The sequence below is a fragment of the Amycolatopsis sp. A133 genome, assembly GCF_031082405.1.
Taxonomy (GTDB): domain Bacteria; phylum Actinomycetota; class Actinomycetes; order Mycobacteriales; family Pseudonocardiaceae; genus Amycolatopsis.
The window spans coordinates 226,578-250,596 of record NZ_JAVHJU010000061.1; the positions used below are offsets into that span (position 1 = coordinate 226,578).

18 protein-coding genes and 3 pseudogenes are annotated in these 24,019 nt (G+C 65.9%); 10 read left to right on the forward strand and 11 right to left on the reverse strand.

The window, feature by feature from the left end; genetic code table 11:
• Positions 1-93: 93 nt before the first annotated feature.
• From Q5425_RS37080 to Q5425_RS45925, 5 genes and pseudogenes are all read left to right on the forward strand, one after another.
• Positions 94-2,841, forward strand: coding sequence for a hypothetical protein (locus Q5425_RS37080; RefSeq protein ID WP_308677052.1), 2,748 nt, complete (start codon positions 94-96; stop codon positions 2,839-2,841).
• A 16-nt stretch (positions 2,842-2,857) separates the two neighbouring features.
• Positions 2,858-3,154 carry a hypothetical protein gene (locus tag Q5425_RS37085; protein WP_308677053.1) on the forward strand — a complete coding sequence of 99 codons (297 nt, stop codon included), beginning with the start codon at positions 2,858-2,860 and terminating at the stop codon, positions 3,152-3,154.
• Positions 3,155-3,341: 187 nt separating this feature from the next.
• Positions 3,342-4,832: an NAD(P)/FAD-dependent oxidoreductase gene (locus Q5425_RS37090; protein WP_308677054.1), complete on the forward strand. Its 1,491-nt coding sequence runs from the start codon at positions 3,342-3,344 to the stop codon at positions 4,830-4,832.
• Positions 4,833-4,862: 30 nt separating this feature from the next.
• Positions 4,863-5,072 (forward strand): hypothetical protein, encoded by a 210-nt coding sequence (locus tag Q5425_RS37095; protein WP_308677055.1) that lies wholly within the window; start codon positions 4,863-4,865, stop codon positions 5,070-5,072.
• Between the two features lie 248 nt (positions 5,073-5,320).
• A pseudogene (locus Q5425_RS45925) lies at positions 5,321-5,554 on the forward strand (integrase); the annotation flags it as partial.
• Between the two features lie 65 nt (positions 5,555-5,619).
• Here Q5425_RS45925 and Q5425_RS37105 read toward each other — a convergent pair.
• Positions 5,620-6,705 (reverse strand): hypothetical protein, encoded by a 1,086-nt coding sequence (locus Q5425_RS37105; RefSeq protein WP_308677057.1) that lies wholly within the window; start codon positions 6,703-6,705, stop codon positions 5,620-5,622.
• 745 nt (positions 6,706-7,450) lie between these two features.
• On the opposite strand from Q5425_RS37105, the gene Q5425_RS37110 reads away from it, so the two are divergent.
• Entirely contained in the window at positions 7,451-8,206 is a 756-nt protein-coding gene (locus tag Q5425_RS37110; RefSeq protein WP_308677091.1) for a DUF2637 domain-containing protein, read from the forward strand.
• A 370-nt stretch (positions 8,207-8,576) separates the two neighbouring features.
• Here Q5425_RS37110 and Q5425_RS37115 read toward each other — a convergent pair whose 3' ends face one another.
• Positions 8,577-11,594: a hypothetical protein gene (locus Q5425_RS37115; protein WP_308677058.1), complete on the reverse strand. Its 3,018-nt coding sequence runs from the start codon at positions 11,592-11,594 to the stop codon at positions 8,577-8,579.
• Between the two features lie 354 nt (positions 11,595-11,948).
• Between Q5425_RS37115 and Q5425_RS37120 the strand changes: the two genes are divergently transcribed.
• Both Q5425_RS37120 and Q5425_RS37125 read left to right on the forward strand, forming a co-directional pair.
• A complete protein-coding gene (locus tag Q5425_RS37120; RefSeq protein WP_308677092.1) occupies positions 11,949-12,230 on the forward strand; it encodes a P-loop NTPase fold protein in 282 nt (93 codons plus the stop codon).
• Positions 12,223-12,381 carry a hypothetical protein gene (locus Q5425_RS37125; RefSeq protein ID WP_308677059.1) on the forward strand — a complete coding sequence of 53 codons (159 nt, stop codon included), beginning with the start codon at positions 12,223-12,225 and terminating at the stop codon, positions 12,379-12,381. The genes Q5425_RS37120 and Q5425_RS37125 overlap by 8 nt, the downstream gene beginning before the upstream one ends.
• Positions 12,382-12,856: 475 nt before the next feature.
• On the opposite strand, the gene Q5425_RS37130 is transcribed toward Q5425_RS37125, so the two are convergent.
• The 5 genes from Q5425_RS37130 to Q5425_RS37150 all read right to left on the reverse strand — a co-directional run bounded on the left by Q5425_RS37130 (position 12,857) and on the right by Q5425_RS37150 (position 15,157).
• Positions 12,857-13,396, reverse strand: coding sequence for an ATP/GTP-binding protein (locus Q5425_RS37130; protein ID WP_308677093.1), 540 nt, complete (start codon positions 13,394-13,396; stop codon positions 12,857-12,859).
• 272 nt (positions 13,397-13,668) lie between these two features.
• The gene (locus tag Q5425_RS37135) at positions 13,669-13,854 is read right to left on the reverse strand and encodes a sigma factor-like helix-turn-helix DNA-binding protein (protein WP_308677060.1); all 186 of its coding nucleotides are present in this window, start codon (positions 13,852-13,854) and stop codon (positions 13,669-13,671) included.
• A 3-nt stretch (positions 13,855-13,857) separates the two neighbouring features.
• Positions 13,858-14,292 carry a hypothetical protein gene (locus tag Q5425_RS37140; protein WP_308677061.1) on the reverse strand — a complete coding sequence of 145 codons (435 nt, stop codon included), beginning with the start codon at positions 14,290-14,292 and terminating at the stop codon, positions 13,858-13,860.
• Positions 14,279-14,647, reverse strand: coding sequence for a hypothetical protein (locus Q5425_RS37145; protein ID WP_308677062.1), 369 nt, complete (start codon positions 14,645-14,647; stop codon positions 14,279-14,281). The genes Q5425_RS37140 and Q5425_RS37145 overlap by 14 nt, the downstream gene beginning before the upstream one ends.
• Positions 14,648-14,851: 204 nt before the next feature.
• The gene (locus Q5425_RS37150; protein ID WP_308677063.1) at positions 14,852-15,157 is read right to left on the reverse strand and encodes a hypothetical protein; all 306 of its coding nucleotides are present in this window, start codon (positions 15,155-15,157) and stop codon (positions 14,852-14,854) included.
• Between the two features lie 202 nt (positions 15,158-15,359).
• On the opposite strand from Q5425_RS37150, the gene Q5425_RS37155 reads away from it, so the two are divergent.
• Positions 15,360-16,511: an IS110 family transposase gene (locus tag Q5425_RS37155; RefSeq protein WP_308677064.1), complete on the forward strand. Its 1,152-nt coding sequence runs from the start codon at positions 15,360-15,362 to the stop codon at positions 16,509-16,511.
• 235 nt (positions 16,512-16,746) lie between these two features.
• On the opposite strand, the pseudogene Q5425_RS37160 reads toward Q5425_RS37155, so the two are convergent.
• The 4 genes and pseudogenes from Q5425_RS37160 to Q5425_RS37175 all read right to left on the reverse strand — a co-directional run bounded on the left by Q5425_RS37160 (position 16,747) and on the right by Q5425_RS37175 (position 21,584).
• A pseudogene (locus Q5425_RS37160) lies at positions 16,747-17,738 on the reverse strand (IS481 family transposase).
• A gap of 100 nt (positions 17,739-17,838) precedes the next feature.
• A pseudogene (locus Q5425_RS37165) lies at positions 17,839-18,027 on the reverse strand (helix-turn-helix domain-containing protein); the annotation flags it as partial.
• 114 nt (positions 18,028-18,141) lie between these two features.
• Entirely contained in the window at positions 18,142-20,406 is a 2,265-nt protein-coding gene (locus Q5425_RS37170) for a restriction endonuclease (protein ID WP_308677065.1), read from the reverse strand.
• Positions 20,407-20,528: 122 nt separating this feature from the next.
• Positions 20,529-21,584, reverse strand: a complete 1,056-nt coding sequence (locus Q5425_RS37175; RefSeq protein WP_308677066.1) for a hypothetical protein — start codon at positions 21,582-21,584, stop codon at positions 20,529-20,531.
• 300 nt (positions 21,585-21,884) lie between these two features.
• Here Q5425_RS37175 and Q5425_RS37180 point away from each other — a divergent pair, with 300 nt between their 5' ends.
• Positions 21,885-23,945, forward strand: coding sequence for an NACHT domain-containing protein (locus Q5425_RS37180; protein ID WP_308677067.1), 2,061 nt, complete (start codon positions 21,885-21,887; stop codon positions 23,943-23,945).
• Positions 23,946-24,019 lie beyond the last annotated feature (74 nt).

Genomic DNA, 24,019 nt, shown 5'->3' on the forward strand with positions numbered 1-24,019 from the left:
AGATGGGACCAACGACCGTTTTGCTCCACCGTCCGGACCGATACAGTCTCGGCTCGTCGATCCGGGGAGGGTCGGGGATCAGGGGCGCGGACCGTGGGTGAGCTTGATTCGCTGTTGCAGGTCGTCCGGGACTTGAGCCGTCGGCCGAAGTGGAAGTGGCCGAAGGAACATCGCGACGATCTGCGCGGGGAGCGGGCACTGCCGCTGCTGTGCCTGATCGGCGAGCCCGGAAGTACCAAGGCCGTGGCCGACGCGTTGGCGGTGCGGCTCAGTCCGGACCCGGCGGGGCTCGACCCGACACCCTTGCGGCTGATCCCGTCGGCCTCGGTCGACGCCGCTCTGGTCGCACCCGGCTCCGAACAGGGCAGGCCGATGCTTCCCCTGCTCAACCTCGTCGTTCAGTCGTTGAGCTCGGATCGGTACGGGGCGGGCAAGGAAATCCCGTTCCACACGTTTCGCCTGGTGGACTGGTTGACCCGGCACACGGAGACGACACTGGGGCGAAAGCAGCAGGCACCTCTGCGGTCGAAGCTGCTCGAGTGGTACACGCCGACGAAGAAGAAGGACGAAGGCGACGACGCCGAGGTGCTTCGCCCGATGCTGGCGGCGGTGGTCCCCGACGAGGCGCTTGTGGTGAGCAGGCTGATGCCGCGGCTGCTGTCGAGGTTCGGCCGATGGCTGTGGCTGCGAGGCCTTCGCGGTGGTGAACCGAGATGGCTGATGAGACAGCGGTTCATGGTACCCGCGCACTCGGCGGACTTCCTCCGCTTCGCTCGGCGGCTCACCGTGGATCACCGTGATTACGAGAACGTCGAGCAGGTCAAGCTGCTGCTGGTACACGCCTTCCTGCGTGATCTCCGCCTTTTCTACGGGACTCGCACGTGGTGGTTGCGTCGTTGGCGGCGGACTGCGTATCTCACCGTCGTCCTGCGCGGGATCACGGAGGACAACGGCGGTTGGGAGCTGCTTCGCCTGATCAACGAGGTGCGGAATCAGACGGGCGAGCACGATCCGCTACTGCTGTTCGCCACTGCCGCGGCGGTGCCGGACGATCTCGGCCTGTCGCCGGCTCCGGCGGGCGAGATCGAGCGAACGGTCGCCGCCTGGAAACGGGATCTTCCGTGGAAGCGCCAGCAGTTCCGGCCCACTGCGCGGTTCATCGCGGTAGCCCTGGAGCAACCGCAAGGCGACGACCCCGCCCAGGATGACGGGGCCTACTGGGAGCCGCGGATGATGCCGTGGTTCGCTCGCAAGTGGGCGGTCGCCGTGACCGCGGCGCTCGTTCTCCTGGCCGGGGCGGGCGCAGTCGCGGCCGAGGTGTTACCCGGTCACGCCGCGGATCCGTGCGGGGGCGCCGGGATTCCGGCGGCAGCGGCCGTCTGGCTGCCGGAAAGCCAGGAGTGCGTCGGGTACAGCGCGGGTGGTTATATCTTCGGCAATACGGCAAAGCTGCGCAAAGCCCAGCAGGCGGTGTTCGAGCAGAACGTCGAAGCCGAAAACCTGCATCGCGCCAATCCTCGCCGTCCTCTGGTCTCGCTCGTCTACTTCGCCGAGCTGACCCATCCCGATACCCGGGAGGGTACCGACGACGCCGAGGCCGAGGAAATCACCGGCCTGCTGATCCACCAGTCACAGTTCAATACCGTGGGAAACTCCATAGAGGACGCTCAGAACCCGTTGTTGCGGATCGTGTTCGCCAATGGCGGCTACCAGATGGCGCACGCGCGGCGGGCCGTGGACCAGTTCATCGCACCGCTCGCTGAACAGGATCCGACGGTGATGGGTGTCGTGGGCGGTGGGCGGACGGTCGTCCAGACCGAGAGCGCGATCGGCGCACTGGGGGCTCACGGCATCCCGCTGGTCGCGACGACGCTGACCGGGCCCGCCTTGCCCGCGGTGTCACCCCTTTACTTCCAGCTCGTCGCGGGCAATGGTCCCCAAGCTCGGCTTCTCACGGCCTACGCCGCATCCGTGGGCCGGTCGCTGACGGTCTACCACCCGAACCTCGATCTGGTTCCGGATCAGTATCTGCAGACATTGCACGACGGCTTCATCGACCCCGCGCGCGGGGTGCCCCCGGTTCGGTTTCGTCAGTGGAGCACTCCGTCCACGGTCGCGGTCGACTGTCGCTCGGACGACATAGCTTTCTACGCGGGCCGTGAGACCGGGTTCACGGATTTTCTTGACCACGTGCTCGACAGTTGCCCGGCGACCGCGAAGCCGGTCGTCATCGGCGACGACGCGGTCACGCGGTTCATCGCGCAGGGGGAGAGCCGCCGTTCCGACAACTTCGCCGGGGTCTCGCTCGGGTACGTCACGCTGGCGAGCCGGATCGTGCTCGCGGGCAGTTCGTGCATTTCCCAGGGCAAGCAGGCGTCGGCCATCGCCCCGGACGAGGAGCGGCCACTGAACATCTTCTGCGCAGGGCTGCACGGCCTTTACAGTCCGCGGGAGGACCGTCCACAGGGGTGGAAGGACTTCGGTAGAGAGCTGGCGGCCAAGGGCGGAGACCGCCGCTGGACCGGGGAGCGAGTAGGTCTCGCCTACGACGGTGCCGGCCTCTACGTCACCGCGGCGGTCCACAACAAGCGTCGAAAGGTCCCGGAGACGGCCGATTTGGACCCCAACCGGGCGACGGTCGCGCAGGAGTTCCGTGAGTTCGACTGCGCGAATCCGCAGAGCTCCGACTGTTTCAAGGGAGTGTCGGGTCGGATCGACTTCCGCGCCGGTCGCGACGGCGGCACCCGGCCACTGGCCATCCTGACCATCAACGACATCACCGCCATCGACGCGAACCCCGTCTGCACGTTCCGGTTCCAGGACCTTGCACCGTGCCCGTAACCGCGCGGAGAACGGGATGGCGCTGCTCACCGCTCAGTTCGCGATTGAACAGGCGTTGGCGAGCCTCCTGCAGGCGATCAGGGGCGGCAGGACCACCGACATTGCGCAGTGGGCGGCGCTCGCGACCGAGGCTGTCATGGAGGCTGCGAGACTGGTTGAGGTCCCCGCCGAGAGCGCTGGCGCCTTCACGACGATCCGGGACTCGGTGATCAACGCCCTGGATGTGATGGCCACTGGTCGGCGATGCTGTGGCGGACTTCGCCGCGTTCCTCAACGGGCTTGGCAGCTGGGGCAAGCCCTGATGTTGCGTTAGTCAGTAAATCCGGCCTGCAATGAAGTGCCTTTACCTTGTGACCCGCAGGAGATAGCCACAACTTGCCGCTCGACGGCCGGACCCAGGTCGTCGGCATATCGTCATTGCACGGTGGGTTGGCATAGGTGGCAGCTGCCGGGATGATGGGCGGGCTGGATGCGCCGATCGTCCCGGGGAGTGGCAGCTTATGCGAGCGTGTGTTGTCGGGGCGGGGCCTGGGGGAATCGTCACCGCCAAGGTGTTGTTGGAGCACGGCTTCGACGTCACGGTCTTCGACAAGCACCAGCGGGTCGGCGGGATCTGGTCACCGGGTGGCTGCTACGACGGGCTGGCCAACCAGGCCGCACTCCGCATCTTCGAGTTCGCCGACCTGCCCAACCGCCTGCACTTCGCCGGCGCCGTGGATACCCAGCGCTATCTGGAGGACTACGCCGGGGCCTTCGGCGTGCTGGATCGCCTCCGACCGGGCACCGAGGTGATCTCCATCCGGCCGGTGGACGGGCCCGGACGGGTGGGCGCCTGCGGCTGGTCGGTCGACTCCCGGGCCGCCGGGGACGAGGCGGCGCAGGTTCGTCGCGAAACGTTCGACTACGTCGTGGTCGCCAGCGGGGCCCATCATCACGTCCGGCTGCCCGACCTGCCCGGACGTGAGTCGTTCGGCGGAACCGTGCTGCACTCCAACGAGGTGCGGGCCGGGACGTTCGCCGGCCGGCGGGTGGTCGTCGTGGGCGGAGGCAAGTCCGCGCTGGACCTGGTCACCCGCGCCGGACGCGAGGCAGCCTCGGCCACGATCGTGCAGCGCAAGGTGAACTGGATGGTCCCCGAACGGTTCCTGCTCGGTCTGGTCGGCTACAAGTGGATCCTGCTCACCCGGTTCGGTGAGGCGTTGCTGCCTCGTTACCACGACCCGGCCTGCGTCCGCCCGATCGACCGCGCCAACGACCGGGTCAAGCGAGCCCTGTGGTGGCTCATCACCCGCGACATGCTGATTTCCACGGGGCTGCGCCGGCTGCCGAAGGAGCTGTGGCCCACTCACCCGCTTCCCTTCCACCTGGCACACGCCGGAGTGATGCCACGCGGCTACGCACGGGCGGTCCGTCGCGGTCTGATCGCCGCCAAGGTCAGCGCTGTCGAGGCGTATACCGAAAAGGGGTTGCGCCTGGCGACCGGCGAGGAAGTGGCGGCGGATGTCATCGTGTTCGCCACCGGCCACCACAAAATCTTCCCGTTCTTGGATCCGGACGTGCAGGTGCACGATCCCGCCGGGCGGATACGCCTCTACCGGGGCATCGTGCCACCCGGCGCCGACCGGCTGGGATTCGTCGGATTCCGGCAGGTCTTCAACAACATCATGGGCGTGGAACTCACCGCGCACTGGCTGGCCCGTCACTTCCGGTCGACACTGCGCACCGCCCCGAGCGAGCAGGAGATGCAGCAGGGCGTCGACGCTCGCCTGACCTGGCAGGAGCGGGTGCTTCCGGGCTCCGGTGGCTACGACTTCGGCCCCTACGACATCCACTGCGCGGACGAACTCATGCACGACATGGGTCTACCGTCCCGCCGCGCCGGGAACCTGTTCGCCGAGTACCTGCTTCCCGGCGGACTTGCACACCGCTACGCGGGCCTGACCAGCTCGAATTCCGCGACTCGGAAGCAGGACACGGCACGGAACACCTAGTGTCCTGCGCATGAGGAACAACCGCCCGAGGTGGAGCTCGAAACCGGGGGCGGCGAGGAAGTCGGCCATTATCTCGCCGAAGGCGTGCACGGCATCGACGCAGGGGACGCAACGTCCGAGGATGAGGCTGGCGACGAGCCGGACTGGAGCTACCTTTGGCATGCATTCTTGGGCGCAGCCGGCCACGCGCACCGGATTCTGGCCCTGCTCGAGCCCACGGCCTGGACGGGCTTGTACTGAAGGCGGGAACCACCATCGAAGATATCGGGACGCAATCCGCGCTGCGCCGTGCCGCCCTGGTCAACGCGGATCGACGAGCATGGCGGTTTCGTCGCCACCACCACGTCCCAGGCCGCTGACGTTGCGCCGTGGAAGTTTTGGGGAGCGCCGCGACCGACGCATCGGCGGCACACACCCTGGCCTGGTTCTTCCACGACCGCCCACCCAGGACCGTCTTCGACCCACCGGCTTCCCCGACGCCGCTCGCCTCGGATAGCGGGCAGCGGCGCGACCGCCGTCAGCTCAAGCAGCGCGCCAAGGGGGAGGTGCGGCCGGTGCCGTGCCCGCCGCCGCTGACCGCCCTGCTGCACCGCGATCTCGAGCAGTACGGCGTCGCCGACGACGGCCGGTTGTTCCGGAGCATGGACGGCGGTGACGTCGCCGAGTCGACGCTGGCGCGGGTGTGGGATAAGGCCCGCAAGGCCGCGCTGACGCCCGAAGAGTCCATCAAGATTGCCTTAAGCTAGGAGGCCGCAGATCAGGCCACTGACGATCGCGCCTTCGAGTTTCAAGCTTCGCCGTTGACGATTTCTTCCAGGTGCCATCCGTCGGACCGCTCAATAGCGGTGAGCCGGATTCGCCAGCCGGTGTGGGCGAGTGTGGCGACCTCCTGCGGGACGGCGATCGGGCCGATTGGGCCGATGATGGACGGGATGAGGCTACCGGCGTCGCAGTCTGACCAGTTCTCGATGTCGTCGTCCTCGAATGTGATCGTTTCGACTGTGACGGCGGTGATCTTGGCGTACCCGTCCGACAGGAGCCGTCCGGTCCAGTCGTCGTCCTCATCGTCCGCCGGAGGGGCGACGGTTCGTTCGACGTACTCCTGCAGTGCATTCAAGAACCGGCGTAGCGCGATTTCGTCGTCGAGCCGGTTCCGGACGGAGGCGATGTTGGTCGCGGCGGTCTCGGCGTTGAGGTGACCGTGGTCGGCGAACCAGGCCAGCAGCGCGGGCAGCGCGGTGCGGGCGTTAGTCAAATCGGTGACGGTGGCGTAGGGGATCATCTTGTGGGTCAGGATGTAGAAGTACTCGTGCAGCATGTCGGTGAGCCGGGACGCGGGGACCTGTGTCAGCCGTCGGTTCTCGGACCGGCCGGCGGCGGACCGTAGCAGTTCTAGGACCAGGGTGTATTTCGCCTGCGTGCGGGCAGAGGTCCTGCCGCGAAGGTCGGCGAGGAACTCGGCGGCCACCGAGCCGATTGACGGGACGCTCGGCGCGTCGTGCAGCGTCTTGGTGGCAGTCTCGTCGAGTTCCGCAAAAGGGATCTCAGGCCACTTCCAGGTGAGCTTGTGTCCGTGGGCAGCGGCGGCCAGCCGGTCCCACAGATCTTTGTCCTGCCATGGCTTCTCTGTGGTCAGGCCCTGTCGGACGTAGTAGGAGGGGGTCACCTCGATCTGCACCGGCACCGAACGAGTCAGGCATTCCAGGGCAGTCACGACACCGAGCAGCTGCAAGCGTTCGAGGCTTGCGTCGCACTCGTAGCCCGATTCCACCCGGCGGTGCTCGCCGAGAACCAGCTCCGCCGCCCAAGCGCCTCCGGGGCGACCCGGATCGATCACCGCACTGGTGCGCACCCGCACAACGCTTTCTTTCACGGCGACACCCCCTCCTGGCCAGCCTGCCAGAAAACGGGCCTGGTACACCAGCAGGGATGCAGCTGTTGGTGTCCTCGGACGGTGAAGCGTGGAAGCACAAGAACACGGCTTCAACTGGGGCCGCAGTAGTCGAAGGCAGCTTGTCGGGTGCGGCACCGGTTCGCTGACGGTGGGTTCGCCGGCGCCCTCCCGACTGGGTTCGTTCTCTGCTGAGGACCACGATAGAGGCGGCACTCAACGCGCCTGGGCGCCTCAATGTCTCAACGCCCGCCTCGTTTGCCCGACCAGCTCCGCTTCGTTCACCGGGAGGTCGACCTCGACGACGATGCGAGCCTCCCGTGCCGGAGGACGCCGCCATAACCCTGCACCGACCTACCCTCGGCGCCCATGGCCGACGACATCAGACGGGGCCGGAGTCACGCCCGCTCCGGCCAGGACACCGTTGCCCGCTACCGTCTCCGGCTCTCCCGCGCGGCCGGCTACCCGCCCGCCCGAGGCCTCGGATCATGAAAAAGTAGACCGCGACTGGCCGCACACCGCCGGTTTCAGCCGTACCCAACCGGACATCCCGGTCTGGATCGCCGCTCCAGAAAAGCCTGCGCAAAGACCTGTTTCCGCAGTTCAGAGGTGGTGCCCCCGGCGCGGCTCGTTCCAGAACCCAACGGCTCGAAAAGGCCTGTGAACTGCAGTTTTCCGGTGTAGTCGATGTTGCGCGGCGTCGACGGGGTGGTTCCTCGTGACGTGGATGAAGCCGGAGAGTGAGAAGTCGTCACTTTGGGTTCAATGTATGTGTACGACCCTGGTGGCGTTGGGCGCGGCATATGCGTCGTATCGGCACGGTCGCGACTTCGCTCTGCGGTTCGGCGCTGATGCGGCGACAGCCGCGATCTGGCCGTTGATCGTGGACGGCTTGCTGACGACGGCGACGGTTGAGCTGTGGAAGCAGAGTGATGGCCGGCGGTGGGCTGCGTGGACGGCGTTCGGGTTCGGTATCTCGCTCTCGTTGTGCGCGAACATCGGTTCCGCGCCGCGGTTGACGGTGTTCTCGATCGTGCTAGCGGCTTGTCCACCACTTGCCCTGCTCCTGGCGGTGGAGTTGCTGAATCGGGCGTTAAAGCGAAATCGTGGCGATGACCGAGGACGATCGTCCGAGAGCTTGGACGCCTCGAGCGAGCCCGCCGTCGAAGCTGCAGAAGTTGCTTGCTCCAGTGCTTCAGGTGCTGAGTTCTCGCTGCCTGCCGAGGCGTCGGCTGAGCAGCAGATGTGGGCGTTCTATCTCGAGGAGCAAGCTGCGGGTCGGACTCCGACGGGTGCGGACCTTGATCGTGTAGCCGGCACGAACAACTACGGCCGCCGGGTGCTGCGGCGCTGGCGTACGAATGGTCGGGGTCCGGCGGGGGCCATGGCGCCGGACTCAGCTGCGTTGGGCCCACCGCCTCGGGTGTCGCCTGTCGGCGAGTGGAACGCAGACGGGCTGGAATCGACGCTCAACCGCTCGTGACCCCTGACTACTGTAAGTGCCGATCATGGTCACTAGACGGGATTAGTGCTCAGGGCATCAACCTCCTGGCTCGACGACTCAGCCGGCTGGTCGGCAGGTCGTCTTAGCAGGACCACCACGTACCACCAGCAACGCCAACCGAGTTCGAGCTACGGCGCACGGCTCACCTTTGCGTGGGGCTTTCTGCAAGCGACTGCCGGACAGGGTGAGGGCGGCCTGAGGACCATCCACACACTCGGAGCCTCGGTCGGCTTCGCCTTCTTCTGATCAGCTGGAGAAACTCGACGTTGCCGTGCGAACCCGCTGACGTCGGCTAATGCCAATGTCCCGATGCTCAGGATTGGATCGAGTAACGACCAAGCCGATCGAGCTACGAGTTCCCGACACGGCTCCAGAATTTGGCAACTGCTTCGTCGGCGAGGACACGCTTGCGCAGCTTGTCCAATCCGTTGATTCGCACGCGTAGGACAGCTTTGCCGCCTGCTGAGAACGGCACGAGCTTGGCGCACCCCGTCTCCCTCAGAATTCGGATGAAGTCAATCCACGCGTCCGGTCCGTACTCGTGCTGCCACCTCGGCTTGTCGTCGGCGGGCGCCAGGTTCTGCTCGTAGACCACCACGGAGTCGACCCGGTATGCGATGTTTTCAAGGAAATACTCGACAGCGTCCTCAAACATGCTCCTGGTGTCCAGCGTCTCGGCGCCCGGCACGGGGGCACCGAGTTCGTGCAGTGCCTGCTGTACCTCGTGTGGTTTGTCCAAATAGGAACTCGGGCGCACCAGTTGCGAAACTGCTGTCTGTTCGAAAACGGACACGGCCCGAAGGGGGGAATCCTCGCTGTTGACCCACAGGGTCTCGATCGTGCAGGCGGAGAACCTCAGGTCGCCTGGACCGGACGACGGCAACCGCAAATCCCCGAAGTCGCAGTCTACGAACGTGGCCTTGCCGATGCTCACACCGTTCAAATCGAGTTCTTTGAAGGTTGCGGCGACGATCTCGGCGTCTGTGGCCACGCCTCGTGAGCGAATGTGGAATTCCCAAAGGGAACCCAGGTTGGCGCGGAAAGTCGCGGCCATGCGCTCCGGTTCGTCCGGGATGTCGGCGGCCGTGGCCGCAAGGAGCAACTCGACCTCCTCGCCGCCTTTGCGGGTGACTCGGGTTACCGTGGCGGTGCGCCACTCGACGCGAGCCATCGTCAGGATGACTCTTTCGAAGTCGCTCGCTGCAAGCGCCCGCAGTATCGCGTCGGCGAGGAAGATGTCGAAGAACAACTCGTGCTGGAAGGCGAATCGCACGTTGACCGCCGCCGCTGCCGAGACCTTCAACGCGCACAGTGTTGATAGGCGGTCGCGTAGGCCGGGGATGAGCGAGATGTCCTGGAGTCCGGTCGCGCCGAGGGCTGCGCGTTCGAGGTCGCCCACATCGGCTTCGCGGGCGCCCTGATCAGCCATTGCCACAGCGAGGTTCTCAAATGTTCGGCGTAGCTGGTCCGGATCGAGCAGCGGCCGGTTCTGGCCGTCGACCAGCTTCGGCGCCTCGCGGGCGATGTACTGCTGGAGCAGGAGGTCGGGAAGTGTATCCGTTGACGGGTCGAAGATGTCCGCCGATTCGGCGTAGATGCGGGCGAAGAACGGTAGGCCGAGCAACGCGCGGTCTTCTGGAGACAACTCGTGGAGGCGGTTGGGATCGACGCCGTATTGGTGCAGGAACTGCGTGAGTTGGTCGTCGTTCCACTCCTTGAACGTCGCTACCCGGTGCTCGACGACAATGTCGAGCCGCTCTCGGTTCCGGCGGATACTCGCGCTGTACTGGTTGACATAGTACGAGGACCTCGCGGACAGCATGATAACACCGCGCCCGGCCATCGCCTCGATCCACTGCTGGAGCGAACCGAGGGCGTTGTCGTAACCGACGCCGCCGAGAAGCTCGTCGAAACCATCGATTACTAGGGCGATGAGCCCGTTGCGGCACAACGCCTTGATGTTCTCCAGCTCCAGATTCTTCGTTTTGGTCGCGGCGGCGTTGATAACTGTGTCGAGGCTGTTCGACGCTTGGCCTGTGGACCGGACGTAGTAGAGCAAGGGAAGTCGATCCTGCGAGGTGACGGTGTCACCTTCTCGTTCGATCGCCCGTGCCCTCGCCAGTGCGGCGGCGACCAGGCTCCTGGTCTTGCCTATGCCCGCTTCGCCTTCGATGAAGTAGATGCGGGTCTTGGACCCTCGGTTGCCGAGTCGGTCGTCAATCTCGCGGCCGAGTTCGCTAAAGGTCATGTACTTGGCTTTGCCGGCCACCTTGTCCAAGCCAGACACGCGCAGGAATGGTTCCACGTAAAGGCTCGACTCCTGTGTAGAGGCGAGGTACTCCCTCTCCTCCGAGACGAGGTCGTCCTCCACGCCTTTGAGATACTGTCGAAACCGTGCGGCGGCGATTGGCCAGTTCACGATGTGGCGAAGGAAGTCCGGGTATGGACGCCACTTATTTTTCTCAGGATCCCACCACTGCCGTTGCTCGCCGTGGCCGATGCGGAACCGGTCATCCCTCCGCTCCACGCCTGAGCTGACCGCCCTGCTCCACACCATCGTGACTGCGCCGTCGAGCTCGTAGTAGTGCACGGCGTGGTCGGGATCGCGAAAACCTTCTAAATCGCGGCGGATGTCCCCGATGAAGTAGGGGAAGTTCTTATCCTTCGCGATCGCGATCATTGAGTCGTTCAGGGCGATGATCAGTTCGTCACTACGGCCCTTGAGGCTCACTTCCTGCTGCCCTGAACGAAAATATGATGGTGCTAGTGAGTTGAACTGCGAGAAGATGCAAAGCTTGCCGCTGTTGTCCATGCAGATGAAAGGCCACGTTGTCAATCGGCTTGATTTCCAGGCAAAAGTGACGACGTTCAGTTCAGAGTCGTCGGGGGTGACCTCGACGACGGCGTCGCCGAGAAACCGCCTGATGACCGTCGACGAGCTCTGGACCACCGACTCGACATGGGTGCGCAGCGCGCCGGCCGCGGACCCCGACGGCATCAACCCCACGTGAAAGAGGTGATTGCGCAGCTTCTCAAAGGTTCCGAACGCTGTGTCCTTGCCACTGAATGCTTTCACCGAGGCAAGCGCACCCTCTGCCAAGTCCACCGCGGCAGCGGCCACTTCGTCAGACCTGCGTAAAAGCGAGATCGCGCGGTGGAGGAATGCCTGGTAGCCGCCGAATCCTGGACACCTGCTCAGCTCGACCTGGTACGGGTCCATCTCTCGCAACGCTGCCGCAGCGCACAAAGTCACGAACCGCAACTGGAAGTCGACTGTAGAGACCAAGGCGTGGATTGATGCCGCTCCCGTCGAGTCGTTCAGGTAGCTTTTCTCCAGCTCATCGTAACGATCTACAGCGAGGTTCACGAAGCGACTCCAGGTCGATCAGGCGGCTCCTTGCCGAAGGTGTCGGTAGGCAAGTCGGTTCCGTTACGAAATCTTCCGACCGCTCGCGTTGGGATTGTGTAAAACTCTGACAATGTCCGCATCGTAGGCGCGGACATGGGGAGCGACCTGTTCGTGAGTCTTTATAGGACTGTTACGATTTATGTCACTGGCGGATATCATTGTGACCGTTGAGTTGTGTTGGGACTGAAAGTGTCGAATGAGCTATCTATAGTGCGCTGGAGGGGGTGTGGTATGGATGGCGGGTCCGCGGGGACGGGTGGTCTCGACGGCGACGTCGTGGTGACATCTGGGTTGCTCGCGCCCGAGGTTTTGATGGAGGATCGAGAACTCACGGATGCCCACGACGACCGGTTCGAGCACCAGCGCATAGCTGACCAGATCGTCGAGCTCGCGACGATAGTGGAAGCTCCAACGAACATTGCTCTGTACGGGCCGTGGGGTTCGGGGAAGTCCGGTATCGCGAACCTGGTGAAAAGCAGGCTCCGAGGGGGTCAAAGGAGTACGGTTCGTTCGTTTCGACGCGTTCAAGTACGCGGAGAATCCCCTGCGTCGGACGTTCCTGACAGCTGTCGCGAACGAGCTCGGCGTGACTGATGATCAGCTTGGTCACGTAGCGCAGCTGCGCCTCGGTGACCGGCTCGGCCTTTGCCGCCGCGCTTCGCTCGCGCTTGGCGCCGTAGGTGCGCTGATTGGCGGCCTTGCGTTCCGTCTCGGCCTGCTCGCTGCGGTCGATCACGCGGACTGACCGGCTCGAACCAGTCCTGGCCACCGGGTTCGTCAGTTACGGCCTCCCACAGTGCGTCGGTGGTCAGCCGGGCCTCGTCGACGTCCTCGGTCAGGCCGGGCTCGGTCAGCGCGATGAACCCGCTGCCCTCGCGCACCACGGTGAAGCCGCCCTGCTCGACGTGGCGGGTGATCCAGTTGTCCCGCAGCGACACCGGTCGTGGTACCGGCTCCACTTGGTCAGCAGGGCCTCGTAGACGAGCTTGTCGCCGTAGTGGTGGGTATCGCGCGTGAATCTGGACAACTACTTCTCGCCCTTCGCAGACGGTGGCGGAGGAACGCGTTCCTGGTCGTGGTCCCGGCCCGCTGTCTGACCGGGCGAGCCGAACACCGCCTGGTCATGCTGGCGGCACAGCAGGCCTACCCGATGCTGGCGCCGCCGGCCGGGCAAACGCTCCCTGGACACCGCCGGGGACCTTCCCGTGCTCAGGTGACGATCAGATGGCCTCACCGGCGTGCACCAGAGATGGCTGTGGCTGTGAGACGTGTTCATACAGCGTGACCAGCGTTTGTTCGACTGACGTGCGGTCACGTGCGTCGCACCGCACTATGGGCACGCTCGCGTCGATCGACAGAGCGTGGCGAACATCGCTGATGTCGTACGCGAACGCGCCGTCGAAGGTGTTGATGCCGACGATGTAAGGCAAGTGACGGTGTTCCAAGAGATCGATCACGGCGAACGCATCTGCCAATCGCCGGGTATCGACCAGCACGACCGCGCCGATCACATCGGGGATCAGCCCGTCCCAGATGAACGAGAACCGCGGCTGCCAGGGCATGCCGAACAGGTAGAGGTCCAGGTCCGAGCCCACCGACGATACGAGGCCGAAATCCAGGGCCAACGTGATCGTCGACTTGACCGAGTCTGGGCCGAAATCGCCGACGTTCGTCAAGATCGTCTCGCCGACGTCCGGGGGGGCCTCGGACACCGCCTCGACGAAGGTCGTCTTCCCCGTCTGGGGTCCACCTGCGACCATAATTTTCGCCGAGACCTTCGGAGAGCTGGCTGCATGTCCTGACGTAGCGTTCTCGGCTGCGATGTTCCTGGGTTCAGGGATCATCGGCATCGGTGCGGCTCCGGTCGATGCCCCGGCCTCGTGTGAATCTGCCTGCGCTTCGGCGACGCGGGTGATGGCAGCCAGGCCGGCGTCGATGTCGATCCTTTGGGCGAGGGTGTCGTCGAGTCGACCGTAGGCCGCGCCGAGGACGTCGTCGAGTTCCGCATCGCTGATCGGGTGCTGGTCGTTGGTCATCGATCCTCCTTCGCCTGCCGGTCGGCGAGTACTTGATCTTTCAGGGACTTGCGGGCGCGGGCAACGGCTTTGGCCACTGCTGCGGGGGTGGTGCCGATCAGGTGAGCCGTCTCGCGCTGGGTGAACCCGTCGGAGAGGTAGACCATCACGAGGCGCTGTTGCGAGGACAACGGCGCCAGCAAAGCTCACGCGGCGCCGGCGGACTCGATGACTTCGGCGTAGAACTCGGGCGACAGCAGAGTCGAGCACGCCGAGTCCGGCGTCACGAAGACCAGAGTCTCGTGTTTGCCCGGGGTCGTGGTCTTGAAGCACCTGCCTACAGCGGCCCGGCGTGCCCAGTCTTGGGGTGAGGCGATCTTGTCCCACCTGCGGAAGATGTCGACCAGTACGTCGTGGGCGATGTCGGCCGCATCGTGCGCGTTGGCGCCGAGCTTCATCAGAAACGCCACCAACCGTGCGGCGTCGGCACGGTAGTACTCGTTGAAGCTTGCGAACTTGGGCCTGTTCGTGCGCTCGGTGGGTATGTGTGCGGGTTCTGTTTCGACGATGTCGGCTGGGCGCGGCGGAGCTGGCTGGCTCGCCGCCACCGGATCGGCGCCGGCCAGATCAGAGCCGGCCATGCGTGTCCTGCTCGTTCGACGTCCGGCAGGGACTCGGACCGATCTCCATGATCGTGACTCCGTCCGGGTCGATTCCGGCGAACCTGCTTCCACCCGGAAGCCCGGCTGAGGTCCTCATTCGTTCGTTCTCACGCGACTCGCGACGCCGCTCCCGGCGATTTTCTATCACGATCTTCGTCCCGCACAGCATCGCGACCACGACGATCACCACCCCGATCGCCACCACCATCACCTGCACGCCAACTCCCTTCTGGAAGCTAACCCCGGCACCGTCGTGGCCGGCTGACCAGTAGGCGGCACTTTCCTGGTCCAGCAGGACCTTACGCAGGTCAGCGACCTGAGGATCGATGAGCACAGTTGCTGACGGCGAACGGCTCGTGCTCGGGACAGCGCTGGTGCGGGCAGGCGCGCAGCGGCGTGGTGGCGAAGGGGCTGATCGCGCCGCAGATCGACGAGCGTCGTCGTCTTGAAGATCGTCGTCGTGGCCGTGCTCGCCCGGCGGCGGGTGCGTGCGCACCGCGTCCCGAGCTTCGCAGCGCGTGGGCGGCGGAACGGGGAATCAGCCGCCCAGCAGCGGGCAGGTCACGACGGCGATCGCGAGGAGCACGGCGGCCCCGGCGATCGCCGGTAGCGCAGTCACGGCGGCAGCCGCGAAGCCGCAGGACAGCAGGCGCTGCAGCCGGCCTGCCGGAGCCTTGGCCGATTCGAGGCGAGCCAGCCGGAGGTCGAGGTTTCCGTGGGCCATGCTAAGGGCGCCGTCGGGCGCCGAGTGCCCGGTGACGCCGACGAGGGCCGTCCGTACGGCAGGCGCGCCGCACGCTCGGACGGCGACCGCGTCGGCGGCCAGTTCAACGAGTTCCCGCATGCCGCAGATGGACGTTTACCGAGCCGCTGGTGGAAGCCGCTGACCAGGACGGATGATTCGCCGACGAGCTGAATAGCGCCCTAGACCGTATGGAGGGCCGGCGCCTCGCTCGTAAGTTGGCGCGGGTTGCCGCCACGCTTGGTGGTGGTAGAGCCGCGATTTACGGGAGGCGCCGGCGTTTATCGAGCGTACGTGTGTCGGGTTGGATGTTCACTCCCGGTCGGTGATGGCCTGCGCGATCGACAACGAGGCCGGCGAGGTCCGGTCGTTGAGGCTGTCGCCGAGGACCGAGGCGGTGGTGGGGTGGGTGTGTTCGCTGCCCGCTCCGGCGGCGGTGACCTACGAGGCCGGCCCGACCGGGTTCGGGCTGGCGCGGGCGCTGGAGCGGGCTGGGGTGCGGTGTGTGGTGGTCGCGCCGTCGAAGCTGGAGCGGCAGCCCGGGGATCGGGTCAAGACCGACCGCCGCGACGCCGAGCGCCTGGCGCGGCTGCTGCGGATCGGGGAGCTGCCCGCGGTGCGGGTGCCCAGTGAGGCCGAGGAAGCGGTACGGGATCTGGTGCGAGCACGGGAGGATGTCCGCGGGGACCTGATGCGGGCTCGGCATCGGTTGTCGAAGTTGTTGCTGCGGCAGGGTTTGTTCTATGACGGCTGCGCGTGGACCGGGGCGCACGAGGTCTGGCTGCGATCGCTGAGCTTCGACCGGGTCGGGGTCCGGCTGGCGTTCGAGGAGGCCTTCGACGCGGTGCTGGCCACGCAGGCTCGCCGGGCCCGGCTGGACACGGCGATCACCGAGCTGGCCGCGACCCCGGCGTTCGCGCCGGTGGTGGGCCGGCTGGGTTGCCTGCGCGGAGTGAGCACGCTGACCGCGTTCGGCCTGGCGACCGAGATCGGGGACTGGCACCGGTTCACCGGTGCCTCGATCGGCGCCTACGTCGGGCTGGTGCCCGCGGAGTCCTCCAGCGGCGAGCACCGCCAGCAGGGAGCAATCACCAAGACCGGCAATTCCCACGCCCGGCGGTTGCTGGTCGAGGCCGCCTGGCATCACCGCAAACGCTATCGGCTCAGCCGGGAGCTGATCCGCCGTCAGGATAGTCAGCCGGCGGCGGTCCGGGCGCGGGCCGAGGCGGGCAACCGGCGGCTGCACCGCCGCTGGACACGGTTCGATGCCCGCAGCAAGCGACCCCACCGTCAGCGCGGTCGCTGTTGCCCGCGAGCTGGCCGGCTGGTGCTGGAGCCTCGCCACCATGGAGCCGAGCACAGAACCTGGCACGGGCTGACACACCCCCGAAAAGCCCGCCGGCGGGAGACCGGCATGCGCAGGCAGCGCGAGGAGCGACCCGCGATACAGCTATGAGCAGCACCCCAGCCGCACAGGCGACGGGGGTGCGACGCTCGACCCTAGAGACGCGGAGCGCTCCCGACGAACACCCGGTCATGCGGTAATCAACCCGCGCATATCAGCCTTGACCGCGCGTCGACCGACACCGCCCCCGCACCGCGAGTCTCCCGCCAGCACCCCACTGACCAGGCACGACCCAATCACATCGCGCCAGCTTCAGCCTGCCCGCTTGACAAACAACCCCTCCATATCAGCTGTGATGTCCAGGAAGGTTGGTCAGCCGGGTGACTGGCGGCTTGCCGCCGGTTGAGCTGTGGGGTCGATGGTGATTGTAGAAGTGCAGCCACCCCGGTAGCGCGGCCCGGCGCAGGGCCTCGGACGGGTAGAAGCGAGCGTAGGCCCAGCCCGCAGCCAGGGTCCGGTGAAACCGCTCGATCTTGCCGTTTGTCTGCGGCCGGTAAGGCCGGGTCCGTTTCGGGGTGGCACCCAGCTCGGCGCAGGTGTCCCGCCAGGCGTGCGAGCGGTAGGCCGACCCGTTGTCGGACAACACGCGCTCGACGGTGACGCCCAGCTCGGCGAACCAGGCCATTGCCCGGCGCAGGACGGCGGTGGCAGTCATTGCGGTTTCGTCGGTGTGGATTTCGGCGTAGGCGACGCGGGAGTGGTCGTCGATGACGGTGTGCACGAATGCGGTGCCGGTGCGGGGCTTGTAGTCCGCGCCGCGAGGCAGGCCGCGGGTGGCGCGTTTGTTGATCTCGCCTTGTTGCCGGCCGACGTAGCGGTGTCCGCCGCCGTCGGGAATGTTGCCGAACTTGGTGACATCGACGTGGATCAGCGAATCGGGGTGGTCATGTTCGTAGCGGCGCAGCGGTTCGCCGGTGACCCGGTCGATGTGGGTGAGCCGGTTGATCCGGCAGCGCACCAGGACCGCGTGCACCGTGGAGGCCGGTATCTTGAGTCGGCCGGCGATCTGGACCGGGCCCAGCCGGTGCCGCCATCGCAGCCGCGCGATCGCCCGCACCATCGGCCAGGGGTGCGGGCCGGGCTGTGAAGTGGCCGCGAACTGCGATCAGCCATCCCGGCTTCGCCCTCGGCGCGGTAGCGCCGCGCCCACTTCGCCGCAGTTCTGGGCGCGACCATGAACATCTTCGCCGCTTCGGCGCAGGTCCAGCCCTGCTCGACGATCGACCGAGCGAGCCGCAGTCGGGTGCGTGGGGTCAGGGTGGCGTTAGGGTGGGACACGAAGGCCTCCGGAGGTGTGAAGCGGTTCCTAGACAGCTCCACTTCACAACCGGAGGCCTTCACCTGTCAGCACGACAGGCCGCGCCTGGTCACCTCAACCCGGGACAACGTCCCTGGACATCACATCTAGACCTGCTTCGCCGTGGCGGCGCCAGCGGTTGACCCACTTGGACGCGCATTGGCGGGAGATGCCCATCTCGGCGGCGACGTGGGCGATCGGGCGGGTCTGGCAGCGCGCGACGAGCCGGCGGCGGCCCTCGATCGACAGCGGGGCATTACGGTGGTGCACGGACGGGTCTTTCTGATCGGCGGACGAGTTGGTCGCACTTCTCATCCTGCCGCCGAAAGACCCGTCCCTTGTCTCAGGCCCTCGCCCGCGTCACCAGTGTCATGACCGCAACAGCTAGTCATCGTGGAGCGTCGAGAACATCGAGTCGATCAGGTCGGGGCTTGGTGCCGAGGAGACTGGCGGGTTGGGAACTCGTTCGCTCTCGTCCCGGCGCTTCCGGTCCAGGTAGTCGCGGACCCGCTGGCACTCTTCGGCGAGGTCGTGTTCCTGAGTTTCCATGAAGTGCAAAATATCGTCGAAGTCAGTTCCATAAAAAACCGGTTCGTAGTCCTCGTTGGACCAATTTTCGAGTTGCTCCACGGCTAGGTCGAATTTGCGAGACATAAATTCGTCCATGCCGATTGATGCTAATTTCGGGCTCAGTGTAGTGAGGTCTTCGACGATTGATTCAAGGCGCTGAACATCGTACCATGTCTCGATTTCTTCGATTGCTGTCGGGTATGCCTTTTCGGCCAGTTTTTCAGCGTAGGGGTGCCAGGTTGGGACCGGAGATTTGGCGACATCGAATGCCAGTTTATGAAGAGCTGTCGAGGTTGCCCCGTTGTTGACCAGGTCTTCGAGTGCTTCCAGGCCGATGGCGACGAGCTGTGGGGTATCGCCGACTGTCCTTCCCAGGCTGAGGATGAAGGAGGCTTCGACAGCTTCTTGATCCGTCCAATACTGGCTGACGCGCTGAGATCGGTCGACGATTCTGAAAACGGCGCGTTGAAGCCGCTCCGGTTGAACTGCAAACGGTGTATGCGAGTATGGGATGAGTGGCCCTTCGGGAACGGGCGGCTGGTCGGAAAACGACCAGATTGTGATGAGCTGGTCGAAGTATGCCGCGGTATCGATCAGCGCCGAAACTGTTCCGTTGTTTTCCGCCAGGTACTTGTGCAAGAAGTCTACGATCGACGGGTTGCTGAACTCGATGCGGCGTTCGCCTGTGTGGTCGTCGACCCTCACGATTACGGGTTCGAGGCGGCGAAGGGAGCGGCGGAACCGCCGGTCGGTGTCGGAGTTCGCGGGCAGCCCCAGGTGAGCGCGCCACGCTTCGCGCAGTCGGTCATGGTCCGCGGATCGATAGGCGGTGTAGAGAACCATGACCAGGGCGAGTTCGTCTGCCCCGAGAACTTTCTCGACCAGGCGTTCCCACAGATGAGCAGGGTTGTCGAGGTTGTGCCGGACGATGCTTGCGACGTCCTCGGACCCAGGGAGCAGAACCGCCTCGGCCAGCGCGTGCTCGAGCAAGCGAGGGCTGTAGTTGCGATGGGCGATAATCGATTCGTACACGTTCGGTTCGGCGAGCTGGGCGCGCTGCTCCGGCGAAAGATCGGAGAAGAAGATGTGGTTGTAGAAGATCTCCGCTCGAACCCCGCGGTCGAACCCGGCTATGTCGACAGCGCATTCGTAGGGATCCAGGCCGCGGACGTCGAGGCGGTCGTAGTGCTCACCTGCCTGGATGATCAGGTAGTTCCGACAGGTGAGCACGAGGCGTTTCGTCTCCGACTTCCGGATCATGCGGAGGAGTCGGGGCAGCTCGTAGTTCGCCACGCGGGCTGCGTTTTCGTCCAGTTTCGTCTGGCCGACGAAGTCGTCGACGAAGAAGACCTGCTTGTGGTCGTCGTCCCAGACGCGGTGGACGTCGTCGAGGCGGTTAGTGGCCTCGACCATCATGAAGCCGTCGGCCTGCAGGTCGGCGAGGAGGACGTGCGCGAGGGTCGTCTTGCCGACGCCCGGCGGGCCGACGATCAGGCAGCTGTGCTGCTCGTCGAGCAGTCGCCAGGCCTGGTCTCGCCCAGGGTAGGGGGCGAACCGGCGCAGGCTCTCCTCGACGTCGGCCGTGAGCGCGCGTGACCGGCTCAGCACGTCGCGGTTGAGCAGTGAACCGAGGACCGAGCTGCTGGCGAGCCAGAGCCGGACGTGGCGACTCACGACCTCCGGGTGTTTCCGCAGCAGCGCGACGATCTCGTTCGCTCCGTAGACGTCGCCCGGAGACTGGACGTAGCCGGAGAAGACGGCCGCGATCTCGTCCTTGGCGGCGACGGTCAGCTCGACGGTCGTTGCGACGAGATAGCGGTGCGGCGCGAGGCGTTTGACCTTAGGCAGCTCGACTTTCCGCAGATGCCCGATCAGCGCTTTGCGGCCCGACCTGATCCAGTGCTTGCACTGGATCACCGTCAGCTCGCCCGAGGACGGAGCGACGTGGCGCAGGTCGATCCCGCCGTCACGGCCGCGCGCGAAGATCTCGAGCGAGCAGCCCAGTACGACCTCGAAGAGATCTTTGCAGAGCATCTCGAAGTCGAAGTCGGTCAGCCGTCCGAGATCGTATTCGTCCACCGCGAAATCCCCTCCGCGGTCTTCGGCCGCCTGGACAGAATAGCTTCACCGGTCACGGCGGAGCAGTTGCCAGCGGCCGACCGACAAGACGGGCTTGGCTGGGGTAGGGGGAACCGGGTGGCTCAGGTTCGCAACGCCTCGATCAGCTCGGCGCACACGGCCAGGTTTGCCCGCACAAGAGCGTGCTGCCGGTTGAGGAGGACGACTTCCTCATGGGCTGCCCTGATGCCCAGCCCGGCCAGGAGGGCGTGCCACAGGCCGAGAACCACCGCCAGTACGATCGTAGTGGCGGGCTTGGATCGAACAGTCTGGCGTTCGTCCTCGCTGAGCTCCTCGGCGGGTTCGCCGTCGTCGGATCCGGGGGTCTCCGATCGGGGCGTCGTCAGGTCGGGGATCGCCGCCAGGGTGATCGCGATGTGAAGCAGGTTCACGTAACCCAGGCCCGAGACTTCGAGCCGCTGGGCGAAGGCTCGGTCGTCGACAGTGCCGAGGAGCACTTCCAGTACCCGGGCGAGGTAGGCGTCGTCGACGACTTGGCCGCCGATGAACGCGAACTGGTGGCTGACTCCGGACGACAGGGCGGTGAGGTGGCCGCGGACGCGCTGTTCGACGGCTTCGATCAGGCCGGTCCTTGTGAGGGCCTCCAGCAGGCGCTGCGCTCGGGCGCGGAGATCGACGAGGTTCCGATGGCCGTTGCGGGCCTGCTGTTCGGCCCGGAACAGCTCGATCAGGACCTGAGCTTCGCGCCGGGCGAGTTCATCGAGCGGGTTGCGGTAAGCAGGCAGGTAGATCAGCCGCAACGACTCGTACTCCTCCGGCTCGGCGCCGACGGTCCTCGCTCGGACGCGGCCGAGGTTGCGCTCGAGTTCGCGGGTCCAGACGGGGGCGGGCATGGCGGTGCGCTGCAGCCGTTGCCCGACAGGGCCCTCGTCGGTGTCGGCGCTGAAGGCGTACGTGACGTCGATCTCGCGGGGGAGCGCCGCACCCAGTGTGGCGACCGTCGGCCGAGGTACGTGCGGAAACGTGCGAGGGTGGGCGAGGTACAAGGAGTCGGCCACGGTGCTCTTGCCGGCGTTGTTCGCTCCGGCCAGTAGCGAGAAGCGTCCGGGAAATTCGCAGACGATCTCTTCGCCCGCCGCCGCGCGGAACCCGCGTACGGCTACCTTCTGCAGGTACACCCAGTCCTCCTGAAGCCTGCTGTCCGACGTCATCGTTCTACCACTCACGGCCCGGAAGTCTCCGCATTTGGGTCGACGCCCCGGCCGTTGTGAGCGAGTGCCGGTCGAGCGGATGTATCGATGAGCTGCAGGATTTCGCGGGCTACTCGTTCCGCCTCAACCGGGTGGAGTCGTGCCAGGCGGTTCTCGTGTCTTCCGTTGCCAAATTCGCTTGGACGAAACGACGCACTCCACTTCGGATTGTTACCTGTACCTGCTCGTGGACGCCGCTGTGGCAGAATTACGCACGGGGAGGTCGTGATGCGGATTCTTCGGATCGTGCTGTCGGGTATCGGGGTGGCGGCACTCGTCGCTGCGACTGTCGTGCTCGTCGAACTGCAGACCCGCGGCGGGGAAATCGCCACGGTCTTGGCTCTCTTCGTCGCGGTTGTCGCGGCCCTGCCGACACTGGGCACCTGGATCCGGGACCGCCGCGGACGGTCGGAGGCAGCCGCCGAGGAGCTGGCCCAGCGGTTGCGGGCCGGGGAGGCAGCCACACTCGCCCAGCTGCTCGGGGACCCTGGTGATCCGAGCTCGGCCGACGTCGGCTTCCGGCGTCGTGAGGGGCTCGCCCGGCGCGCCGACGGCGGCGGTCCGCACGGCTCGGTGCTCGATGTAGCCGGGTACTACTGCGCATTGGACCGTGGACGGCTTCTGGTGCTGGGTGACGCCGGTGCCGGCAAGACCGTCCTGCTCATCAAGCTCGCGCTCGACCTGCTCGGCAAGCAGCCGGCCGCCGATGCCGCCGCACGGCCGCTGCCGGTCCGGATGAACCTCGCGTCGTTCGATCCGTTCCCTCGAGGAGAGCGGTACAACGAAATCACTTCGGCCCGGCTGTCCGAGCAGTTCGAGTCGTGGCTGGTCACCCAGCTTCGCCGACGAGGAATCGGACAACAGAACGCAGCCCGGCTCGTGGCCGGCGGCCGGATCCTGCCGCTTCTCGACGGCCTCGACGAGATCGGTGACGTCGGCCGTTCGGCCGCCGTCCTCCGTGCCTTGAACTTCGGTGCACGATCACGCCCATTCGTGCTGACCTGCCGCGCCGGGTGGTTCGGCAGGCTCGCCCCGGCGGAACAGCTTCGCGATGCCACGGTGGTCGAACTGGAGCCACTTTCGCCGGCGACGATACGTGACTACATCGTCGAGCAACTGGGGACGAGAGCGATGGAATCCCGCTGGCGTCGGACCCTGGACGCCTTTTCCGGCTCGAACAGTCGAGATCCGGGTCGGTCGAGTCCGTTCCAGCACGCCTTGAGTTCTCCATGGCGTCTCTACCTGTGCGTAACGGCCTTCGCGGAGCGAGGCGACCCGTATGCCGAGCTCGCCGAGTTGACGGCGGACGAGATCACGGCCCACCTCTTGACGCAGCTGATCCCGGCCCTGACCGAACAGCACCCGCGTCGCGACGGTGGCCGGTGGCAGCGCGAAGACGTGGAGCGATGGCTGCGCGGCATGACTCTTTCGAGTGAAACTCTCATCGGAGACAACGCCGACATCGCGTTACCCGCCGTGTGGCGAACCGCGGGGCGGGTACTGCCGCGGGTCATCGGCGGCTTCGGCCAGGCGATCCTCGGCTGGGGGCTCGGTGCGGTCGCGTTGTGCGTCCAGTACCCGTCCCTGCTGACCGTCGACGTCCCGGCCGGCACGGCCGTGGTGGTCTTCAGCGCGTGCATGGTGACCGCCACGGCGTTCATGTGCATGGGCATGCCGGTGATGGTGTCGACACTCAGCCTTCATACGCTTCGAACTCGAAGGGGGCGTCTGCTGCTGCTCACCAAGGCACTGCCATGGTGCCTCCTGGGCGGCGCCGCGGTGGCCGGAGTGGCCGCGCTCGTGCTGTCCCCGGAAGACGCATTGCCGGTAGGTGTGATGTCTTTCGCCCTCATGTTGGTGCAGCTCTCCGCAGGTCGCAGGCCGCTCGCGATGGCGCGGCCGAGTCAGCTTGTCCGCCTCAGCATGGGCTTCGACGTCGTGGCCGCGATCACCTGCGGGATCGGATTCGGCATCGTGGCATACGTAGTCGGCAAACCCGCCGTGCCTGCGGCGATCCTTGGGGCGTTCCTGCTCGCTCGTCCGACCTGGTTCCGGTACCTCGCGGCGATCGTCACGGGGAGATGGCGCAGCAGGTTGCCTGCCCGGCCGGGCCAGCTCATGGATTGGGCGTACGAAGCCGGGCTGGTCCGGCTGGCGGGTGTGGGGGTCGAGTTCCGGCATGCGGAGTTGCGGGAGTGGCTGACAGGTGACCACTCGGGCGCGGCGCTGAGCGGGAACACCCGTGTAGTCGGCGGTTCCGGACGACATAGCGGTTCCGATCGACGGTGAAGTACAGGCCTCGACGGGATGACTCGGCCGCACCGACACCGTCGAACACTGTTCTACGACACCCGTGGCCCACT

Excerpts from the sequence above, each read along its gene's own strand:
- Q5425_RS37120 (WP_308677092.1), top strand. The coding sequence starts at position 11,949 with ATGGAGGATCGAGAACTCACGGATGCCCACGACGACCGGTTCGAGCAC.
- Q5425_RS37140 (WP_308677061.1), bottom strand. The coding sequence starts at position 14,292 with ATGGCCGGCTCTGATCTGGCCGGCGCCGATCCGGTGGCGGCGAGCCAG.
- Q5425_RS37130 (WP_308677093.1), bottom strand. The coding sequence starts at position 13,396 with ATGGTCGCAGGTGGACCCCAGACGGGGAAGACGACCTTCGTCGAGGCG.
- Q5425_RS37085 (WP_308677053.1), top strand. The coding sequence starts at position 2,858 with ATGGCGCTGCTCACCGCTCAGTTCGCGATTGAACAGGCGTTGGCGAGC.
- Q5425_RS37180 (WP_308677067.1), top strand. The coding sequence starts at position 21,885 with ATGCGGATTCTTCGGATCGTGCTGTCGGGTATCGGGGTGGCGGCACTC.
- Q5425_RS37110 (WP_308677091.1), top strand. The coding sequence starts at position 7,451 with ATGAAGCCGGAGAGTGAGAAGTCGTCACTTTGGGTTCAATGTATGTGT.
- Q5425_RS37150 (WP_308677063.1), bottom strand. The coding sequence starts at position 15,157 with ATGCGGGAACTCGTTGAACTGGCCGCCGACGCGGTCGCCGTCCGAGCG.
- Q5425_RS37090 (WP_308677054.1), top strand. The coding sequence starts at position 3,342 with ATGCGAGCGTGTGTTGTCGGGGCGGGGCCTGGGGGAATCGTCACCGCC.